At 64.7% G+C, this 19,098-nt stretch carries 17 protein-coding genes; 6 read left to right on the top strand and 11 right to left on the bottom strand.

Annotation, left to right across the window (positions count from 1 at the left end; translation table 11 throughout):
- Nucleotides 1-11 precede the first annotated feature (11 nt).
- The 3 genes from QY325_03170 to QY325_03160 are packed head-to-tail and all read right to left on the bottom strand — an operon-like array spanning nucleotide 12 to nucleotide 3,437.
- Nucleotides 12-1,358, bottom strand: coding sequence for an O-antigen ligase family protein (locus QY325_03170; protein ID WKZ66932.1), 1,347 nt, complete (start codon nucleotides 1,356-1,358; stop codon nucleotides 12-14).
- 12 nt (nucleotides 1,359-1,370) lie between these two features.
- Nucleotides 1,371-2,975, bottom strand: a complete 1,605-nt coding sequence (locus QY325_03165; GenBank protein WKZ66931.1) for a CotH kinase family protein — start codon at nucleotides 2,973-2,975, stop codon at nucleotides 1,371-1,373.
- A gap of 60 nt (nucleotides 2,976-3,035) precedes the next feature.
- Nucleotides 3,036-3,437 carry a hypothetical protein gene (locus QY325_03160; GenBank protein WKZ66930.1) on the bottom strand — a complete coding sequence of 134 codons (402 nt, stop codon included), beginning with the start codon at nucleotides 3,435-3,437 and terminating at the stop codon, nucleotides 3,036-3,038.
- Between the two features lie 101 nt (nucleotides 3,438-3,538).
- Here QY325_03160 and QY325_03155 point away from each other — a divergent pair, with 101 nt between their 5' ends.
- The 6 genes from QY325_03155 to QY325_03130 are packed head-to-tail and all read left to right on the top strand — an operon-like array spanning nucleotide 3,539 to nucleotide 9,139.
- Nucleotides 3,539-4,426, top strand: a complete 888-nt coding sequence (locus tag QY325_03155; protein ID WKZ66929.1) for a T9SS type A sorting domain-containing protein — start codon at nucleotides 3,539-3,541, stop codon at nucleotides 4,424-4,426.
- Nucleotides 4,423-5,217 carry a hypothetical protein gene (locus tag QY325_03150; GenBank protein ID WKZ66928.1) on the top strand — a complete coding sequence of 265 codons (795 nt, stop codon included), beginning with the start codon at nucleotides 4,423-4,425 and terminating at the stop codon, nucleotides 5,215-5,217. Before QY325_03155 ends, QY325_03150 begins: the two co-directional genes overlap by 4 nt.
- The gene (locus tag QY325_03145; protein WKZ66927.1) at nucleotides 5,214-5,990 is read left to right on the top strand and encodes a hypothetical protein; all 777 of its coding nucleotides are present in this window, start codon (nucleotides 5,214-5,216) and stop codon (nucleotides 5,988-5,990) included. The genes QY325_03150 and QY325_03145 overlap by 4 nt, the downstream gene beginning before the upstream one ends.
- Before the next feature lies 1 nt (nucleotide 5,991).
- Nucleotides 5,992-6,771, top strand: a complete 780-nt coding sequence (locus QY325_03140; GenBank protein WKZ66926.1) for a hypothetical protein — start codon at nucleotides 5,992-5,994, stop codon at nucleotides 6,769-6,771.
- Nucleotides 6,772-6,810: 39 nt separating this feature from the next.
- Nucleotides 6,811-8,244: an MBOAT family O-acyltransferase gene (locus QY325_03135; GenBank protein WKZ66925.1), complete on the top strand. Its 1,434-nt coding sequence runs from the start codon at nucleotides 6,811-6,813 to the stop codon at nucleotides 8,242-8,244.
- Between the two features lies 1 nt (nucleotide 8,245).
- Entirely contained in the window at nucleotides 8,246-9,139 is an 894-nt protein-coding gene (locus QY325_03130) for a hypothetical protein (protein WKZ66924.1), read from the top strand.
- Here the strand turns inward: QY325_03130 and QY325_03125 are convergent.
- The 8 genes from QY325_03125 to QY325_03090 are packed head-to-tail and all read right to left on the bottom strand — an operon-like array spanning nucleotide 9,090 to nucleotide 19,083.
- Nucleotides 9,090-10,244 (bottom strand): glycosyltransferase family 4 protein, encoded by a 1,155-nt coding sequence (locus tag QY325_03125; protein ID WKZ66923.1) that lies wholly within the window; start codon nucleotides 10,242-10,244, stop codon nucleotides 9,090-9,092. The two genes, QY325_03130 and QY325_03125, sit on opposite strands and share 50 nt — an antisense overlap.
- Nucleotides 10,241-11,188, bottom strand: a complete 948-nt coding sequence (locus tag QY325_03120) for a GDP-mannose 4,6-dehydratase (protein ID WKZ66922.1) — start codon at nucleotides 11,186-11,188, stop codon at nucleotides 10,241-10,243. Before QY325_03120 ends, QY325_03125 begins: the two co-directional genes overlap by 4 nt.
- Before the next feature lie 40 nt (nucleotides 11,189-11,228).
- Nucleotides 11,229-13,379 carry a glycosyltransferase gene (locus QY325_03115; protein WKZ66921.1) on the bottom strand — a complete coding sequence of 717 codons (2,151 nt, stop codon included), beginning with the start codon at nucleotides 13,377-13,379 and terminating at the stop codon, nucleotides 11,229-11,231.
- Nucleotides 13,376-14,467: a UDP-N-acetylglucosamine 2-epimerase (non-hydrolyzing) gene (gene wecB / locus QY325_03110; GenBank protein WKZ66920.1), complete on the bottom strand. Its 1,092-nt coding sequence runs from the start codon at nucleotides 14,465-14,467 to the stop codon at nucleotides 13,376-13,378. Before wecB ends, QY325_03115 begins: the two co-directional genes overlap by 4 nt.
- Nucleotides 14,464-15,045: a serine acetyltransferase gene (locus QY325_03105; protein ID WKZ66919.1), complete on the bottom strand. Its 582-nt coding sequence runs from the start codon at nucleotides 15,043-15,045 to the stop codon at nucleotides 14,464-14,466. The genes wecB and QY325_03105 overlap by 4 nt, the downstream gene beginning before the upstream one ends.
- Nucleotides 15,042-16,019, bottom strand: a complete 978-nt coding sequence (locus QY325_03100; GenBank protein WKZ66918.1) for a glycosyltransferase family A protein — start codon at nucleotides 16,017-16,019, stop codon at nucleotides 15,042-15,044. Before QY325_03100 ends, QY325_03105 begins: the two co-directional genes overlap by 4 nt.
- Nucleotides 15,998-16,987 carry a glycosyltransferase family 2 protein gene (locus QY325_03095; protein WKZ66917.1) on the bottom strand — a complete coding sequence of 330 codons (990 nt, stop codon included), beginning with the start codon at nucleotides 16,985-16,987 and terminating at the stop codon, nucleotides 15,998-16,000. Before QY325_03095 ends, QY325_03100 begins: the two co-directional genes overlap by 22 nt.
- Nucleotides 16,984-19,083 carry a glycosyltransferase gene (locus QY325_03090; GenBank protein ID WKZ66916.1) on the bottom strand — a complete coding sequence of 700 codons (2,100 nt, stop codon included), beginning with the start codon at nucleotides 19,081-19,083 and terminating at the stop codon, nucleotides 16,984-16,986. Before QY325_03090 ends, QY325_03095 begins: the two co-directional genes overlap by 4 nt.
- Nucleotides 19,084-19,098 lie beyond the last annotated feature (15 nt).

The following is a 19,098-nucleotide window of genomic DNA, read 5'->3' as shown; positions in this document are numbered from 1 at the left end:
AGCCCGTTCGCTCAGGCCGGTGCCGGCACCCCTTCGGCCTCCACCTCTCCATCCTCATCCAAAGCCGGCAGCCCTTGCACGATCTCGGGCTCCGTGACCACGGTCATGATCATGAGGAGGACGATGGTGTAAGGGTTCAGCGAGCCTACGAGCCATGATTCGTACATGATGCTGAACAGCACGGAGAACATGATGGCCAGGCTCATCGGAACGAGCTTGCTGGCCTTGAAGAAGATCAGGAAGAGGCTGCGCAGGTAGATGAGCAGGCCAACGATGCCCACATTGAGCCACATGCTCAGATAGGTGTTGTGAACCCCGCCTTGGTGGCCCTGGCTCTCGAGGTACTCGCGGTAGCGCCGCATGATGGTCTCATCGTTGGCGAATCCGCCGCCGAATACGAAATAGCGCTGCACATGCTGCCAGGCGAACTCCCATGCGAAATAGCGGCCGCTGCCCTCGTCCAGCGTCTCGAGCCGGAAATACTCCTGGAGGCCGAGGGCGATGATGATCGCCTCGAAGTTGGAGCTGATCATCTCCACCGCGAGGATGAGCCCCACCAGGCCCACCAGGCCGAGGAAGACCGAATAGGAGAAGAAGCGATGGAAAATCAGGAAGATGAGCGTGGAGGCGAGCGAGGCCCGTGAGCCTGAGCTGATGAGGAAGTAGACGATGACCCCGAAGATGAGGGCCTTCTCGCGCCAATTGAAGAGCCTCGGGTTTATCGAGTTGACTACGGCCGAGAGCATGAAGAGCAGGTAGCAGTAGATGGCCATTCCGTTCGGATTGCCGAAGAGCCCCCTGAAGCGGCCATTCACGTGGGAGTACCGCGGATCCATCCATTGCAGCACGAAGCCGAAGAGCAGGATGACCGTCATGAACAGGACCAGGTTCCGGAAGAACGACCACCCCGCACGGCGGTAGCAGTAGAGCACGTAATTGGGAACCACCATGAACATGAGGGCATACGAGATCGTCTTCTGGAGGCCAACGAAAATGCTGTTGCTGAACACCAACGGGAAGATGCTGTAGACGAAGAACGGGATGAAGACATTGAACACCGAGGAGAGCGGCGCGAAGCGGCGCGTCTCCACCAGGAAAATGCCCGCAACAGCGAGGATGTAGAAGTTCTTCGCATCCTTGAACACCATCATCTTCAGGAACATGTCCTTCTGCATGTCGGAGAGGACGAGCACGATGAGCATGCCGAAGAGCACCTCCGGCCACAGATCGCGGGACTTGAAGAAGAAGACGGAGAGCGGGAGCAGCGCGAAAACCGCCTGCTGGAGGTAGAATCCCGTGGCGAGCCAGATGAGCATCACCAGGATCAGCTGCCAATGTCCGCGCAGGAAGGTCAGCATGGCTCCATCGGTCTATCGGCGCTCGATGTATGCATTGAGCTGCCGGCGCGCGTGGACGGCCCTTCGTTGGGCATAATCGCGCATCAGCTGCACCTCTCGCTCCCATTGCGCCCGATCGGCCGGCTTCCGCCAACGCGCGGTGTGGCGGTCCATCTCGGGCGCCATCTGTGCCGCCATGCCATCAAGGACCGCCATGCAGCGCTCGGGAGACAGAGGGCCATCCAACAGGCCCAAGCCAGCGTCAACGAAGCGCTTCCTGAGCTCCGGGGACCGCATCATGGCCAGGAAGAGGCGAGAGACGGGGACCCCGGCATCGCGCACGGTGGCGAAGAGGTCGGCATCCGGTCCCGCGTTGGCTCCGAACCCCAGGTCCGAATCGCCCATGATGAAGCGCCATCGGCCGTCGAGCGGCGCCTCCGGCCGCGGCGGCCCTGTGTACCGCCAGTACTTCACATTCTGCTTCGGCCAATCCATGTTCCCGAGGATCATCTGCGAGGCCATGTAGGTGAGGAAGCCGCTTACATCCAACTGGGCCTCCAGCGTATCCAGCCATGCGGGATCAAGCCCATCCCAGCGCTCGGTGCGGCCCATCAGGCGATTGAAGCGCCTGATGTCCGCGCTGTCCCCCCGGTAGAGTTCACTCCTGTCCTCGAGAATGGTGATGCGCTTGGGCGGGACACCGTGGCGGCGCGCCAGTTCCACCTCATCGATCCGCTCGCGCAGGTGGTGCACGCCCTGATAGGCCCCGTTGATGTACGCCACGCAGGTCAGCACCGCACTGGTGGTGAACGGGAGCCCCTCGCAGAGCCGGTGCTGGAAGGCATCGCGCAGCATGGCCTTCACCTGGTCGTTCCCTGCAGCCCTCAGGACCAAGGCCTCGCGGCCGGCATCCCCCGCACCGAAGACGCCTGCCCGCAGCGGCTCATTGAAGAGGAGCCTGAGCGCGTGCTGCGGGAATCCCCGGGTCATCTGCCCATTGATGCGCAAGCGGATGTCGGCCTGGAAACGCTCGGTGCCGCTGGGATCGATGACCTGCAAGCGGCCGGACCGTTCCCAAGCATCGCCACGGCCATGGTAGTTGCCCGGATACTTCCACCAACGCGGATCCAGCGCATAGGAATCAAGCTGCCCCTGCGGCAGGCGCAGGATGCCGTTGCCGGGAACGAGAAGGCCTTGCTCCTCACCGATAAGGTCCTGTGGGAGGCAGCTGATGGAAACCACCGGCAGCTCACCGTGACCTGCGAACAGGTAAGTCTGCATGGTGAAGGGACCGGGAGCGCCGGCCTCATCGGACTGCGCTGCCCGGACCACCAAGGCGGAAGGCAGACCCGGCCTGGGGTGCCGCCATTGCATGGCCGTCGGTGTGGCGAGCATGCGGGCCACCTGTACGCGTTGGGGATGAGCGGGAAAGGAGATGCGGTCCTGACCGGGCCTCGCTTCCATAGGGTCATTCCCGAGCGTCAGCCAGAGACGGGCCGCGCCCTGTGCCTCAACCGTGACCTGTGCGCCTTCCTGGATGCGGGCATTATCGGGGAGGATGACCGGTGCGCGGCCACTGGCCGTGGGTCGAGCCGGTCCGGATGGCCGATCCAAGGAGGCGGCCAGCACCGCGCTCATCGCAACGGCGCAACCGAGCACGAGCCAAGCACGACTATCCGGGCCGAATACGCCCATGCCTCAGGGCCGCTGGCCAGGGAATGCCATGCGCACCACGATGATGAAGGGCACGGCCACAGCTGCGGTAACCAGTCCGGCGCCACTGCCGCAGCCGAGGCCCAGCACCAGGGCCATGAACCGGACGATGCGGTCGCGCCCGCCTGCATCGCTCCCCTTCACCAGCATCACGAAGGCCAGCAGCATGACCGCCAAGGGGAGCTGGGTGCGCACCAGGCCGGCCGCCAAGGCGGCCGATGCGGCCCAAAGCACGAGTTCACGGGCGGCATCCCCGTCTGCCCTGGCCCCGAAACGGGCCAGCAGGTAGCCAAGGAGGGCGGCCAGCAGCACCTGGAAGACCAGGAGCGCGATATCGAAGGGCGCGAAATGCCCCATGTTGTCGGCGACGAACCCAATGATGTCCATGCTTGGCTGGTGTGAGGCCAAAACTAGGCAACGTGGCGGGGCCTGATGGGTTAAGCCTTCGGCAGACGGACCCGCAAGCGATTCATCTATGTTTGCGGTGCATGCGCGTGGCCCTCGCACTCATGGTTGGGATTCACTCGGCCGCGTCGGTCGGTCAGGATGCTGCTCTATTGGGAGGCCATCTGACGGTGGAGGCGGGAACAACAGTATCGTTCCTCGGTCCCGTGAACCTGAACCTGAGCCCGGGCGCAGGAGTCACGAATCACGGCCTTATTGATCTAGGTGGAGAGGGAATCCTCGCTGAAGCGCAGGGGTATCCGATCACTGGCTCCGGCTTTGAGCGGGCGCTGCGTGCTGAACCTGGACCATTGGCCGGGGAGCAGCCTGGCGGGTTGGGTCTCACTATTAGTTCGGCCTACGCACAGGGCGGGCTGACCGTGGAACGGGGGCACCTGCCCCGCACCAGTTCCAACGGATCCGTGGGGATCGCCAGGTGGTATCGCGTGACCACTCCCGTTCCCACAGCGGAAGGGGTCGAGATCGCGCTGCGGTACGATGTGACCGAGCTCTCCGGAATACTGCCTTCCGCGCTTGCGGTCTTCGCAGCGCCGAGTCCCGATGGCCCATGGCTGCCGCTGGCCACATCGAACGACATCCCAAGCCAAACGCTTCTTGCCACAGGACCCGCTCCTGAGACCCACTTCACAGCGTTCGACCTGGTTGGCGCCACGGGGGCTGCCATCCTCGACATGGATAAGAAGGCCTTCCTGTGCTGGCCGTCTCCCTTTGAGGATCAACTCCGGATAGAGGCCCTACGCAGTGGACCGATCGACCGAATCGAGGTCCTGGATGGCCAAGGCCGGGTGCTCCGGGATATCCGCCCTGAACAGAGCCGGTCAGTGTTGGTGCAGTTGCCTGGTCTACCCCCAGGGGCTTACATCATCCGTGTGAATCAAGGCCAGGCGATGCTGAAAGCGATCCGGGAATGAAACCGCTCGGCGCCATACTGCTGATCGCCCTGCCATTTACTGGACAGGCTCAGCTTGAATCCGCCGCACGCTTGGTGCTGACCGGCTCCGCACCCGAGCAGCGTCAAGTGGAGGGGTTGGCCTATCCTGTATCCGCTGATGCCGCGGTGAGCGTGGATGCAGCGAGGAATCAGGCAACCTCCTTCGTGGAAGTGAATGGGAGCGCTGTGCTGGAGGGCGACCTGTCCCCCGCCCCATCGGCATATACCGCCGGCATGCTGGTGACGATGGTGCTCACGGAATCGAACAGCGCGGCTGCCACCGTGAGCCTCAATGGTCTTGGACCTCGATTGCTCTTGAAGCATGGGGGGCTGCCGCTGGACAGTGCGGATCTTGTTCCTGGCGTCCCGGTGCGAATGGCCTACGATGGTCAGGCCTTCCGGGTGCTGTCATCCACCTACCTCCCCTGCCGACAAGGTTACTCCATCGGGGCCAGGGAGTTCTGCATCGAGGACAGCGCCCAAGCCGACACCACCTTCCTCGCCGCCTTGCAGCATTGCCGCTCCAAGGATGCACGGCTCTGCACATTCGCTGAATGGGTTCACACGTGCCAATCGAATCCGGGGTTCATCGGAACCGTCCTGGACTACGAGTGGGTAGATAGCGCTGCCAACAACGCGAACGGGGCCAAGCTGGTGGGCAACGGAGGAGACGGGACCGCTGGAAGCCCCGTGGGCATCAATTGCGGACATGGCGGCCAAGCGAGCATCTCGAACGGACGCGGGAGATTCCGCTGCTGCACGCACCGATGATGAAGCGGACCCTGCCATTGGCCTTCAGCCTTGTGACCGCAGCTCAGACCGTGAGCGCACAGGTACGCCTTGATGTGCCACTGGTGCTCACCGGGCCGGAACAGGAGCGCGCGGTGGTGAACCTGGCCGAACCGGCCTCTGGTACCGCTGCGATTACCGTTGGCGGATCGGTGCGCGCCGCTTGGGCGTGGGGCGAGCCCACCATTCAGGACACGGTGATTGCCTTGCAGCTCTCGCCTCCAGCAACTTCCTATGCAGAAGGGATGCTGGTCAGGTTCCGCGTGCCCGGCCCCTTGGCGGGCCAGCTGCACATAGCCGTGGACGGCCTGCCCCCCTTGCCGCTGGTACGCCCCGATGGATTGCCCGTTGCGCTCGGGCAGCTCGAAGCCGGCACAGTGGCCGAGGTGATCCAGGCAGAGGGCCGATTCACCCTGCTATCCGCTGCTGAGCGCTCCTGCCCTAGCGGCTTCGTCCAGGTCAACCCCAGCTATTGCATTGAATCATCGCCCGGGTCCGCCCAAGGCACCTGGCTATGGGCCATCGGCCAATGCGCCTCACGCGGAGGCCGCTTGTGCACATGGGGCGAATACGCCAGCGCCTGCATGCTCTTGGGCAACCAGCTCTCGGGCATGTTCAGCAGCTGGGAATGGATCGATGATACGAGCAACCATACCCATGGCGCAGACCAGGCCGGCCGGACCACGTGCATGAGCCAGCGCACCACCTTGGTAAGCCAACCCGGCCGCGCACGGTGCTGCTATCACCTCCGTTGACATGCCACGCTTACCGATCACCGGCATCTGCCTCCTGCTCGCATTGCCGTGCCTGCCGCAGATCGGCATCGACAAACCGCTGCAGTTCGACGGCCAGGCCGCCTCGGATCGCCAAGTGCTCGGCGTGCCGCCCGTATCCGTCCCGGGAGCGATCCTGAGCGCCGCACAGGATCAAAGCGGTACGCATCGGTCCATCATTGCACCGAGTGGCTCAGCCTGGTCGCTTGCGCTCCCCGCCTTGGATGGAGCGCCGACGCCCGGGATGAATGTCGTGGTGACCGTGCCGGATGCCCTCCCTGCAGGTGGAGTGACACTTGAACTCAATGGCACCGGCCCCTACCCGGTCGTTTGGCGGGCCGGAGAACCCATCGATGGCGCCTCGATCGCAGGGGGCACGCTCCTCTCCCTGGTCTTCGATGGAACCGAATACCACGTGATGAACGGGGTGAGCCATCGTCGGAAGGAATGCCCTGATGGCATGGTCGCAGCCACCTCGCAATTCTGCATCGACCTGGATGAGCGGTCCCCCATCAGCTTCTTCGATGCGGCAGCCGCATGCACGCAAGAGGGCAAACGGCTCTGCACCTGGGGAGAGTGGTTCAACGCCTGCCAGCTGCGGAGTTCCTTGGGGCTGGCGAACATGGTGAACAACTGGGAGTACACCGATGACACCGCCAACGAGGACAACTCCGTGAGGCTGGTCGGGCCGAACTGCTCGAATGCCACGGCCTGGTACGTGTCCAATGAGCATCAATCCTACCGCTGCTGCTACACGCGTTGATGCAGCCCTCCGTTCGGCCATAGGAGGCTGATGTGACCGATGCTCTTCAATTCCATCGATTTCGCGGTATTCCTCCCCATCGTGTTCGCGGGGTACTGGTTCGCATTCAAGTCGGTCGGAGCGCGGAACCTCTTCCTCCTTGCGGCGAGCTACGTCTTCTACGGCTGGTGGGACCCTCGCTTCCTCGGCTTGATCGCGTTGAGTTCCGGCATCGACTACATGGTTGCTCTGGCTCTGGACGGTGAGGCGCGGGCCGGCAGAAGGAAGGCCCTCCTCTGGCTGAGCATAGGGGCGAACCTGGGCATGCTCGGGGCATTCAAGTACTACAACTTCTTCGCCGCCAATGTGGAAGAGGCGTTCAGCCTGCTGGGCAAGCCCCTCGCGCTTCCCCACCTTGACGTGGTGCTGCCCGTGGGAATCAGCTTCTACACCTTCCAGACGATGAGCTACACGATCGACGTGTACCGCAGGCAGATGCGTCCGGAGCGTGATCCGGTCGCCTTCCTCTCGTATGTCAGTTTCTTCCCGCAGCTGGTCGCCGGGCCCATCGAGCGCGCCATAAGCCTGCTGCCCCAGTTCAAGGTGGCGAAGTCCTTCGACCGTGCGCTCGCGGTCGATGGCCTGCGGCAGATGCTCTGGGGGCTCTTCAAGAAAGTGGTGGTAGCTGACAATTGCGCATCCTTCGCCGACGTCATCTTCGATGCCCCCGGCGAGCACACGGGCAGCACGCTCCTGGTCGGCGCATTGCTGTTCACCTTCCAGATCTACTGCGATTTCAGCGGCTACAGCGACATCGCCATCGGCTGCGCCCGGCTGTTCGGATTCGAGCTGATGCGGAACTTCGCCGTCCCCTATTTCTCGCGCGACATCGCCGAATTCTGGCGCCGATGGCACATCAGCCTCAGCACGTGGTTCCGCGACTACGTTTACATCCCCTTGGGGGGCAGCCGAGGATCTGCTTTGAACCGCATCCGCAACACGATGATCATCTTCGTCCTCAGCGGATTCTGGCATGGTGCCAATTGGACCTTCATCTGCTGGGGCGCCCTGAACGCGGCCTTCTTCATCCCACTTCTCGTGGCCGACCGGAACAGGAGGAACCTTGACACCGTGGCGCAGGGCGCACTGCTGCCCAGCCTGAGGGAGGCCTGGGGGATGGCCACGACCTTCCTGCTCACCGTGCTTGCCTGGATCTTCTTCCGGGCCGAGACCATGGATGCCGCGCTGACCCACATCGGAGGCATCCTGAGCCCTACGCTATTCACGGTGCCCACCGTAAGGCCATTCGATGTCTTCGCGATCATCCTGTTCCTCGTCGCCGCAGAATGGGCTTCACGCACGCTCAGGCACCCGTTGGAGCTGCTCAACCGGGTACCCTCGCGCAGCGTCCGGTGGGCCGTCTACTATGGGCTGTTGGCGGGGATCATCGCCTTCGGAGGGAAGGAGCAGGAATTCATCTATTTCCAGTTCTGATATGCGCGGATTCCTCACCCTGCTGGCCTGGTTCGCGGGCATCGCAGGCATTTGGGCCGCGGTGATGGCGACCTGGAACCTGCGGGAGATGCGGCACGAGCGCCCGATGCTGAGGCACGCCACGCTCGCTTTAGGCGACTCCCACATCGGCTGCGCGGTGGACACAGCGGTGCTCATCGGTGCGCGCAATGCCGCCCTGCCCGCTGAGCCCTATATGCTGAGCTGGTTCAAGCTCCGCAAACTGCTCGAAACGAATCCCATCGACACGGTCATCATCGGATTCGCACCGCACAATATCAGCGAGAAGGACCCGCGCCGGTTCAAGGACCACGGTTGGTCCACCGAACGGCTGATGATGCGCACCTATCCGTTGCTATCGGCCAGCGAAGCCATGCGGCTCCCCTTGCACAAGAAGACTTACCTGCGCACGGTATTCATGCAGCTCTGCACCGCGCCCAAGGAGACGCATATCCATTATTTGGGCGAATTCAGCGGGCTGCGTGCCCGGTTCCGCAATGACTCGCAGGAGGCCCTGGAGCGGCATTTCCTTGAAGCGGACGGGGCAGTCGCCCCCATTTCGGGGCAGGCCATCGCCTACCTGGACTCCATCGTGAACCGATGCGAGCAGGACGGTATCGCGCTCTACCTCGCAAGGGTCCCCGTGCATGAATCCTATCTGGCAGGGATCCCTCCGGAATACCTGATGCGATTCGATTCGCTCGGCCGCCGGTATGCCGAGCAGGGCATCGCGATCATCGGCTCCCTGGACCTCTTCCGAGGTGACAGCCTGTTCGCGAACAGCGACCACTTGAACGCCAAGGGAGCCAAGCGATTCACACGGCTGCTCATGGATGGGATGGGTCGCTCACCGACGGCGCCGCCAGCAGCTCGCTGAACGCGTTCACCACCCTCTCCCAAGTGAACCGTTCCGTCACCCGTGACCTGCCGGCCGCACCCCTGGCCTTCAGGGAGTCCAACGGCAGTGCGAGCATGCCGAGGATGGCTTGGTGGAGCGCATGCGAATCCCCGGCCGGAAGGAGCCATCCGTTGGTGGAGTCGACCAGCTCCGCGCTGGCGCCCACATCGCTGACGATGACGGGTCGCGCGCGCGCCATGGCCTCCAGCACCACCGTCGGCATGCCCTCGAAGCGCGTGGGGAGCACCAGCGCATGGCATTCGGCATAGAGTTGCTCGAGCCGCGCATCATCCACTTTCCCGGCGAGCATCACGTTGGATGGCAGCCCATCACGCTCCATCCGCGCCTTCTCCGGGCCGTCGCCGGCCAGCACGAACCGCACCTCATCCCCTCGCCCCTCATCGACCAGCCTGCGTGCCACCTGAAGGAGCACATCGATTCCCTTGTTGAACGCGAAACGCCCCACGAACAGCAGGTTCAACGGCCGGCGATCCACTGGGAACGGCGGTGGGATGGCCGGGGCCTCGACCGCGTTGGGGACCACTGCGACCCGGGCGCGGCTTCCGCGGGTGAGGCGTTCCAGGATGGGCGTAAGGCGGCCGCCGAGCGAAACCACCACCGCCGCCTTGCGCACCACGCTGCGCAGCGCGATGCGGAATGGCCATCCGATGACCCGATCCCTCATGGTCAAGCCCTGGAACATCTCCAACCCGTGCGGCATCACCAACAAGCGACCGGAGAAAGCCTGGCTGCCCTTCCAGACGCTGAACCCTTGGGAAAGGACCGCATCGGGGTTCAGCGCCTCGACCGCGGCTGCCATTCGCCCGCTGTACCGCCACAGCTCCAGCAGGTAATTCCGGCCGGGATCGAGCGGGGCCACGTGAGCCTCATGGATGCCTGACGCAGGCGCGAAGACCTGCACATCGTGCGGATGGAGCACGGTGATCTCGATGCCCGGTGTCCGGGCCAGGTGCTCGGCCAGCAGCCGCGAATGGCGCTGCATGCCGCCCAAGGCATGCGGGAACACGCCATCGGTGCACAGTACGACGCGCAGCACGCGATCGGTGCCCCTCCCGCTGGTCAAGGAATCGCCATCTTCCATTCGGCAGGCGTCTCCCGGAGCAGCGTGGCCACCCCTTCATCGATGCCCCAGCGGGGCTCCCAACCGGTGATGCGCTTGAGCTTGGATACATCGGCCAGCAGGTGCATCCGCTCCACTTTGCGCACCCGCTTGGCATCCACCTCGATGGAGAGGGGCTCACCGAGTTGCCGCTCGAATGCCGCAACGATGTCCCGAACGCTGTATTCGATGCCGCGGCCGATGTTGAACACATCGCAGCCCCTCACTCCTGCGGTGAGCAGCGCCTCCATGGCACGCGCCATGTCCTCCGTGTGGATGAAATCGCGCTTGGGGTCGAGGTTGCCCAAGTGAAGCGTGCGCGAACCTGCGAGCACCTGCCGCTGGATCTCGGGAATCAAGTGCGGGTTGGTCTCGTTCGGCCCGAATGCATTGAAGAAACGGCCGATGATCGTCGGTATGCCGGTGCGCAGTGCGAACTCGCCGGCGATCCGCTCGGCGGCCAGCTTGGTGATGCCGTAGATGTCGAGGGGACCGGTGGGATGCTCCTCCCCCAGCGGCCCATCTGCGATGGGATAGACCGCCGCGGTGCTGGCCACGAAGGCCTGCTTGACCTTACCGCCCGCCGCGCAGGCATCCAGCACGTTGATCGTACCGGTCACATTCACATCCGCAGCCTCAATGGGGTGCGCATTGCAGTAAGGGATGAAATGGATGGCGGCCAGGTGCAGGACCCAATCCGGACTGCATCGCTGGAGCGCCCGGCTCACGGCACCGCGATCGCGGATGTCCACTTCCAAGAACCGCTCGTCGGACACCGGGGCGAGCTCGCGGCGGCCGAAGCTGAGGTTGTCCATCACCCACACTTCGCGGCCCGAGTGGGCCAATCTACCCGCCAGCGCAGAGCCGATGAAGCCCGCGCCCCCTGTGATCAGGACCCTTTCAGCCATGGCGCTAAAGTAGGCGGAGCGCCGCTCCGGATGGGCCTGGTCATCGCCGGACTCCCGTGATGAGCTTGGAGATCACGAGGTTGACCCCGGGGATGCGCATCGGGAGCAGGTTGTACCACCGCGTGACCGCGAAGAGCCAGCGCTTGCCCGGAGGGATGGAGCGGCCGCCGGGTCCCAATAGCACATCCTCGAGAGCGGCGAGGACAGCGCCGTCTATCCGGCGCAGCTTCGCATAGAGCAGCATCTGCAGGTAGGTGCGGTGGATGATCCCCAGCAGGAGGTCGGTTCGGCCGAGCCGCTCAGCGTCCTGCGTGAACTTGCGGCGGTACAGCACAGCCGACTCCGCGAAGCTCCGCAGGAGCCGCTGGGGGTCGATCACCTTGCGCTCCTCGGCGATCCGGTAGTAGCAATCCGGCTCAGTGAGCCGCAGCCGGAACCGGACCCCGGGCGCCAGGAGCGCCCGGGTATGGAGCTCCACGTCCTGGTGCCGGGAGAATGCCGGATCGAAGCCGCCGAGGACCTGCAGGAAGGAGCGATCCCAGATGGGCTGCATCGTCTGCCAGGGGAGCTTGTGGCTGAAGAAGTCGCCGATAGGGTCGCGCGTGAGCGGCACCCAACGGTGCCCCGCATCACCAGGACGATCCCTGAAGACCTCCATGGTCGACACCGAGAAATGGAAACCGCTCCCTTCCATGACCGCCATGCGCCGGGCCACGCAATGGGGAGCGAGCAGGTCATCGGCATCGAGGAAGATGATGCACCTTCCCCGTGCACGGCCGATGCCCAGGTTGCGGCAGTGGTTGGCGCCGTGATTGGTCTCCAGGGGAATGACCACGATGCGCGGATCGACCGCCGCCATGCCTTGCAACAGCTGCACGCTGCCATCGGAGCTCGCATCGTCCACGATGATCAGCTCCCATCGGCCATCGGTCTGTGCCTGCACGCTGCGGACCATATCGCCGATGAACCCCCTTTTGTTGAAGCTGGGGACGATGATGGAAACCGCAGGGCCCGGCTCATGGGTGGCGAAGGGCGAGGAAGCGGGCAGCTCGGGCTCGGCCGCCATGCATGCCTTCACCATCCGGTAGGCCGTGTCGAAGGCCTCCTTGGTGAATCGCTCCCGCGCGAAGGCCATGAGCCGCTCCGCATCGGCATCAGGGGGCTTGCCAAGGGCAAGGCCGTCGCCAGCGCGCAGCACCTGCCCGAGCCGCTCCCGCTGCACCAGGTCACTGAAGTCGCCCACGTGATCGGATATGGCGACCGCAAGGCCTGCGCTGAGGTACTCCGCGAACTTGGTGGGCGAAGCCACCCGGTTCGTGATGCGATCCTCTCGCAGCAGCAGGCCGATATCGCAGTCCTGGAGCATGGCACGCACGCGGCGGTGAGGCACCCAGCGGTGGTCCACTTGCTGGGGGAACCGGGCCTTCATGCGCTCGATCACCGGATGGCCCGTGCTGAGGAAGAGCATACGGTGCCGCGCATCGGCCGCCAGCCACGGGGAGACCACTTGCTCGGCGAGCTCGAGCGATTGCCAGCCCACGGCCGTGCCCGAATAGACCACCACCACATCATCCGGGCTCCATCCCAGCTCCTTCCGCAAGCCATTCTGCTGCCGCTTGGGCAAGGCCTCCACGCTGCGACCCAGCGTGCAGGGAATCACCAGATGCCGGGTAGCATCGTACCCGAGGGTCTTGCGCCAATGCTCCACCAGCGCCTCGCTCACGGCCATTCGCAGGTCGGCCTGGCCCACCACATCGCGCTCCAGCTGAACGCATTCGGCGATGAGGCGATCGTCGTCCACCACCCGGTACTCCTGCCATTCCGCGCCATAGGCGGCGCGCGCATCGAAGCAGACCTGGGCCAGCAGGCCGCGGTCTCGCAGCCGCAGGGCGAGCGCCGTGGCAAAGATGCCCCTGCAGATTGCCCCGGATGGCCTGAGCAGCCGACAGACGACCCAGAGCCAGATCCAGTTCACGCGCCAATTGTGCTGCCGCGGAACCATGGGCAGGACGATGGCCGAAGGGCTGCGTTCGCGGATGAGCCGCCGGGAGCGGAGGTAGCCGCGCAAGGAAACCAATGCCACCAAGCGCACCGGCTGTCCGCCAAGCGCATTCAGGTGATCGACCACATCGGTCACCTGGCTCCAATAGACGCCGCTGGGCTGATCGTTGTAAGTGACGTAGAGGATCACAGCGCGTGCTTGATGGCCTCCACCACACGCTCGGTCGCATGACCGTCCCAGAGCGATGGGATGCGCCCCTTCTTGAAGGTGCCGCCCTCGATCCGTTCGAGGGCACCGGCAAGCGCGTCGAGGTCGAAGGTGATGAGCTCGTTGGTCCCTTCTGTGATCGTGACGGGGCGCTCGGTGCTCGGACGCAGGGTGAGGCAGGGGATGCGCCTGAAGGTCGTTTCCTCCTGGATGCCGCCGCTATCGGTGATGACGAAGGCGCTTGTGGCGATGAGACGCTGGAACCTGAAATAGTCGAGCGGCTCGCACAGCACCACGCCTGGCATGGCCCGCAACCTTCCAAGCAGGCCGAAGCGCTCAAGGTTCCTGGCCGTGCGAGGATGGACGGGGAACACCACTTGCCGCCATGCAGCCACCAGCGCGATGAGGCCGACCAGCCGGTTGAGCGGCTCCTCATGGTCCACATTGTCAGGCCGGTGCATGGTGATCAGCGCATGCCCACCCTCGCTGAGGCCGAGCTCATGCATCACCGGCGAGCGCGCGATCTCCGCATCGAAGGCCACAAGCGTGTCGATCATGGTGTTTCCCACCATCACGATGCGGTCCTCGGCGGTGCCCTCCCTGAGCAGGTTGGTGTGCCCGCTGGGCTCGGTGATCAGGCAGAGCCAGCTGATGCGGTCGGTGAGGATCCGGTTCACCTCCTCGGGCATGCCCATGTCGCCGCTCCGCAGGCCGCTCTCCAGGTGCACGATCGGCAGCCCCAGCTTGTTCGCTGCAAGGGCGCCGGCCAACGTGCTGTCCACATCGCCCACCACCATCACGGCATCGGGGCGCCGCTCGCGCATCACGGGCTCCAGCGCCAGCATCAGATGACCAAGGCGGGCCGCAGGGCTGCCTTCCGGCACGCTCAGGAGCCGATCCGGGGTGAGCCCGAACTGCTCGAAGAAGACGGTGCTCATGCGGCCATCGGCATGCTGCCCCGTGTGGACCAGCTCGAAGTCGATCCCGCCGGACCGCTGCGCCACCTGCTTGAGGCGCGTCACCTTCATGAAATTCGGGCGGGTGCCCACCACCACGATTATCCGCTTCATGCCGGCTTGGAGCGTGTGGCGATGATGTAGGCATCGCTCGGTGTATCACTGATGCGCCGCGCCGGAGCGCCAGCGATGGTGCAATGCCCATCGGGGAATGAGGCGTTCACTACGGAGTTGGCGCCCACCACGAGGTGGGGCCCCAGCAGCAAATCGCCGTAGACCTTGGCCCCGGGACCGATGTAGCAGTTGTCGCCGATGCGCGGCGCCGGCTCCGGCGGAGGACCGGGCCGGGTGCCGATGACCACGTCCACATGGATGCGGCAATTGGCTCCGATCCGGGCATCGGGATGCACCACGATGGTGCCCCGATGAGCGATGGAGAGGCCGGGGCCGAAGGTGTTGAGCGGGATCTCGAAACCGCAGCGCACCGCTTGCCGGTGCAGCCGCCAGGACCAGTACTTGCGCAACAAGCGGTGCCAAGGGCCGCCCGCCGTGTTATGGTAGAACTCCGTCCGCCGCAGCAGCCGCTGGAAGGTCCAGACCTCGTCATACAGCAGCGGTTTCGGGCCGATGCGCCGGAGCCCGATGCGGTCGGCCTCGAGGTAGCGGTGCAGGTCCTCCCGATTGCGGATCATGCGCGTGTCATTCTGCCGATGAGCCCGGCCAAGCGCTCCGCCATTCGGAACCCCAGCCACCGATAAGCCTTGACGTATGCCGCCGTGGTGGCCGGGCTGACGCTGGGAACGAAGCCAGCCGGCAGCAGCCGGTCGAATGCAGCGAAGGCCGCCTGGCGATCATGCCTCGAAAGTACGCGCACCGCCATGAACAAGTATTGATCGGCCATGGCCACGGCCTCAGCATGACGTGGCCCAAGGCCTTTGACATGATCGCGCATGGCCCTACGGAGCTCCAGGTAACGCAACCAGTTCTCCCGCTCCCCGGTACGGCTGATGGATCCTTGGCTCCGCTTCAGCACATCGCACCTCACCTCCGGGTCGAACGCAACGGTCGCTCCACGTTTCATCATGCGGAACATGAGCTCATAGTCCTGGCTGCTTCCCAGCCCCTCCTCCCAGCCACCGGCATCCAGCACGGCGCGACGCTCAAAGAGATTAGCGCTGGTCGTTCCCAGGCGCGTTCGGATCAGGGCCTCCCACGGATCGCCCATCAGCGGCGCTACCGTCTCATCCGGGCGGCCATCCTCGAAATGGTTGCTGTACGCGCCGGCCACGATTGCCCCGCCGCAAGCCCCGGCCAACGCGCATTGCTCAGCGAGCTTGCCGGGGCGCAGCGCATCATCGGCATCGAGGAACTGGATCCATGGGGCATCGGTGGCCCGCAATCCCGCGTTGCGCGCCGCGCTGGCCCCGCGGTTGGCCTGCCGCAGCACACGGATCGCGGAGGGGAGCGTGCGCGCCACAGCGACGAGCGCCTCGTGGGTGCCATCGCTGCTCCCGTCATCCACGGCGATCACCTCCACCTCCACGCCCCTTTGCTCCAGGGCCGAGCGCATCGCCCGCTCCACATGAGGGCGCACGTTGAAGCAGGGCACGATGACCGCCACGCGCTGCATTCTCCCTGCGGCACTCATGCCCTGCCGGTGAGCCATGAGGTGAGCATGTACCTGAGCTGGGGGAAGGTCGGCTTCGGGTCGACCCCGCAATAGGCCAGCATCGCGCGCACGCCGAAGGGCGGCAGCCGATAGCCGAATTCACGCCAGATCCTGAGCACCCAGGCCTCGAATGCCTCTGCCGGGAAGCGGCCCGTTGATGCATTCATGCCGCGGAGCCAATGGAGATGCACGGCCACTGCCCTGATATCGCCAGGGGCCAGAGGCTCGGGGAACCATTTCAGCGCATGCAGGTGGGCGCGCAGGCCCTCCTCACCGATGGGCCATTCGATGTAGGAGAACAGCCCGCTGTGCAGCCTGCTCAGCATGGCCGTGCGGTCGCTGCTCGCACGGATGTTCTGGGGTCCCACGCGATACTGGATCAACGGGCTGTCGATGTTGGCGATCTGCGTCACCTGCAACAGGCGCGCCTGCATCCACCAATCCTCGCCGTACCGGGGCCATTCATCCTGGAATCGGATGCCATGGGTGAGCAGCACGCTGCGCCGGTAGATGCTGGTGGGCTGGAAGATCGGTATCTGGAAGAGCAGGCCTGCACGGCATTCGGCATCGGTCAGCGATGCGCGCATCACCTGGTCCGACGTCCCGAGCACGAGCTGATGCCCGCCGCTTGCTCCCAATTCCGGATGCGCATCCATGAACGCCACTTGCTGTGCGATGCGATCCGGGAACATGATGTCATCGGCGTCCATCCGCACCACGTACTCGCCCGTGGCGAGATCCATGGCACGCTGCGCTGCGCCAGCGGGGCCCAGGTTCCGCTCGAGCTGCACCACCCGAAGCCGCGGATCGCCAAGGCTCCGGAGGACCTCCAGGCTCTCGTCGGTGCTGCGATCGTCCACGGCGATCACCTCGATTTCGCGAAAGGACTGGGCGAAGATGCTGGCGAAGCTCTCCCGGATCCAGGGAGCCTTGTTGTATACCGGGACGACGACGCTGACCCTCATCGCAAGAGATGATTCAGTTTCCGTCGCACCCGGAATGCCCACCAGCCCGGCACACGCAACTGCGCATCCAGGCGCTCCAGGGCTGCACGCTGCTCCTCGTTCACATCGTGGGGCGCCAGCTCGATCGTGCGTCGGAACAGCCGCATCATGCCGAAGTCACGCGCCGTCCAGATGCGGGAATGCCACTTGAGGAGGAAGGTGACCACCATGGCCCGGACCCGGGCCCGCTCGGCCGCCGGATCGCGCAGGGGAATGCTGCGCAGGCCGGGTGTGATCACATGCCCGTGTTCCAGCACGGCCATAAGGTCGCGCTGACCGGTGGACGCGCACAGCCCGTGCAGGACGCTGGCGATCTCATCGAGGAAGCGATGGTGGACAAGGGACGTCTTGCTGGCAGGATGCTGCCGGAAGACGGATAGGGGCGCCGGGATAGTGCGCACCGCTGATGGCCCATGCCTGAAGACCACCTGGAGCCAAAGCTCGTAGTCCATCACGTAGTCCAGCCTGCGCTCAACGAATCCTATCTCGCGCACCACGTCCATGCGGTAGAAGGTGCTCTGCTGGTTGACATGAGGAGCGGTGAAGAAGGTCTCCGGATGCTCAGCATCTTCCGGCGCGATCACCACATCGCCATCGGGCTTCCGAAGGATGCGGGCCCCGCAGAGCACGGCCATGGACGGATCGCGGGCGAAGGCCTCCCCTACGCGCAGCAGCGCCCCGGGAAGCAGCAGGTCATCGCTGTTTAGCCAGCCGAACACTGCGCCGCTGCCCTTGGCCGCCCCTTTGGTGATGGCATCGCTCTGCCCATCATCGCGCTCACTGCACCACCATGCCAGGTCATCGGCATGGCGTGCGATGATGCCCGCCGAGCCATCGCTGCTGCCGCCGTCCACCACGATGTGCTCAAGGTCAGGATAAGCCTGCTCCTTCACGGAAGAAAGGCACTCCTCAAGGTACTGGGCCTGCTCGAAGCTCGGGGTGACGAGCGTGATGCGCGGGTACCGGATGGCCGGGTCCGGCCTCGTCCGGTCCGCGTGCACCGCCGTGCCCACCGCCGGAGCATGGATCCTTATCGGCTCACTGGTGCCTGATACGCGCCCCGCTCCCCGCCAACGGGCGATCACCGCGGCGGCTAGATAGCGCAGCCGCGCCGCTGACCAGCCGTGACTGAGCCGCAGATGAGCCCAAGCCGCTGCCGCGCTGGAGTCGGCCACCGGATGAAAGATGTCCTGCCACCGGCGATCGAGTTCCGCCTCGAATACAGGCACCGGGAACGTGCCGGATGAGCGGTTCATCGCCTTCAGCCGGCTTATCCAGGCACGCAAGGCGCGCACATCCGCTGCATTCGGGGGCCGCCTGAAGAGGCGGTGCAGCATCAACTGCAATCGGACCTCCTCTTCGGTGGCGGGTATCCCGAAGACCCGGAACTGCTCGGCATAGATGCGCGCCCGGTCCTCCACGGGATCACGGCCATGGCGCATGTTCTGAGCGCCCACGCGATAGAAGGTGAGCGGCTCCATGATGTTGGCGAAGCGCGTGTGCTGCGCCAAGGAGAGCAGGAACAGATAGTCCATGCCGGGCCTCAGCCAGGCCTCGTTGCAGCGCAGGCCATTGTCCAGCAGCAAGCTCCGGCGGATCATGGAGGTGCCGTAGCACACGGGATCGCTGAAGAGCATACGGCCGCGCGCTTCCTCGTCATGCTCCGGCCAGGACCACTGTTCCGACTTCTCACCGAACACGCTGAGCGCGGTACCGACGGCACCCACTTCCGTGTGGGCATCCAGGAATGCGACCTGCTTCGCGATCCGCTGGGGATGCATCAGGTCATCGGCATCGAGCACCGCGATGAACTCGCCCCGGGCCTCCGCGAAGCCACGGTTGGCCGCAGCAGGCCTTCCGGCATTGGCCACGCTGCGTAACAGGCGCACACGGGAGTCGGTGATGGCGGCCACGCGTCCGGGGCCATCATCGGTGCTTCCATCGTCCACCACAAGGACCTCAAGGTCCGTGAAGGTGCTGGCCAGCGCACTGCGCACGGCCTCTTCCACGAAGGGACCCTTGTTGTAGAGCGTGGTGAGAACCGTGACGCGCGGCATGCCGGGTAGCGCGGG

The organism is Flavobacteriales bacterium, from assembly GCA_030584065.1.
GTDB lineage: Bacteria > Bacteroidota > Bacteroidia > Flavobacteriales_F > PHOS-HE28 > PHOS-HE28.
Note: the sequence above shows the minus strand (reverse complement) of the source record. Positions and strands in the feature narration are given on the sequence as shown.

What these genes read in the sequence shown, in the direction of transcription:
- QY325_03140 (WKZ66926.1), top strand. Translation starts at nt 5,992, where the DNA reads ATGCCACGCTTACCGATCACCGGCATCTGCCTCCTGCTCGCATTGCCG.
- QY325_03130 (WKZ66924.1), top strand. Translation starts at nt 8,246, where the DNA reads ATGCGCGGATTCCTCACCCTGCTGGCCTGGTTCGCGGGCATCGCAGGC.
- QY325_03105 (WKZ66919.1), bottom strand. Translation starts at nt 15,045, where the DNA reads ATGATCCGCAATCGGGAGGACCTGCACCGCTACCTCGAGGCCGACCGC.
- QY325_03145 (WKZ66927.1), top strand. Translation starts at nt 5,214, where the DNA reads ATGATGAAGCGGACCCTGCCATTGGCCTTCAGCCTTGTGACCGCAGCT.
- QY325_03120 (WKZ66922.1), bottom strand. Translation starts at nt 11,188, where the DNA reads ATGGCTGAAAGGGTCCTGATCACAGGGGGCGCGGGCTTCATCGGCTCT.
- QY325_03155 (WKZ66929.1), top strand. Translation starts at nt 3,539, where the DNA reads ATGCGCGTGGCCCTCGCACTCATGGTTGGGATTCACTCGGCCGCGTCG.
- QY325_03135 (WKZ66925.1), top strand. Translation starts at nt 6,811, where the DNA reads ATGCTCTTCAATTCCATCGATTTCGCGGTATTCCTCCCCATCGTGTTC.
- QY325_03100 (WKZ66918.1), bottom strand. Translation starts at nt 16,019, where the DNA reads ATGGCTCACCGGCAGGGCATGAGTGCCGCAGGGAGAATGCAGCGCGTG.
- QY325_03095 (WKZ66917.1), bottom strand. Translation starts at nt 16,987, where the DNA reads ATGAGGGTCAGCGTCGTCGTCCCGGTATACAACAAGGCTCCCTGGATC.
- QY325_03160 (WKZ66930.1), bottom strand. Translation starts at nt 3,437, where the DNA reads ATGGACATCATTGGGTTCGTCGCCGACAACATGGGGCATTTCGCGCCC.
- wecB (WKZ66920.1), bottom strand. Translation starts at nt 14,467, where the DNA reads ATGAAGCGGATAATCGTGGTGGTGGGCACCCGCCCGAATTTCATGAAG.
- QY325_03150 (WKZ66928.1), top strand. Translation starts at nt 4,423, where the DNA reads ATGAAACCGCTCGGCGCCATACTGCTGATCGCCCTGCCATTTACTGGA.
- QY325_03165 (WKZ66931.1), bottom strand. Translation starts at nt 2,975, where the DNA reads ATGAGCGCGGTGCTGGCCGCCTCCTTGGATCGGCCATCCGGACCGGCT.
- QY325_03090 (WKZ66916.1), bottom strand. Translation starts at nt 19,083, where the DNA reads ATGCCGCGCGTCACGGTTCTCACCACGCTCTACAACAAGGGTCCCTTC.
- QY325_03170 (WKZ66932.1), bottom strand. Translation starts at nt 1,358, where the DNA reads ATGCTGACCTTCCTGCGCGGACATTGGCAGCTGATCCTGGTGATGCTC.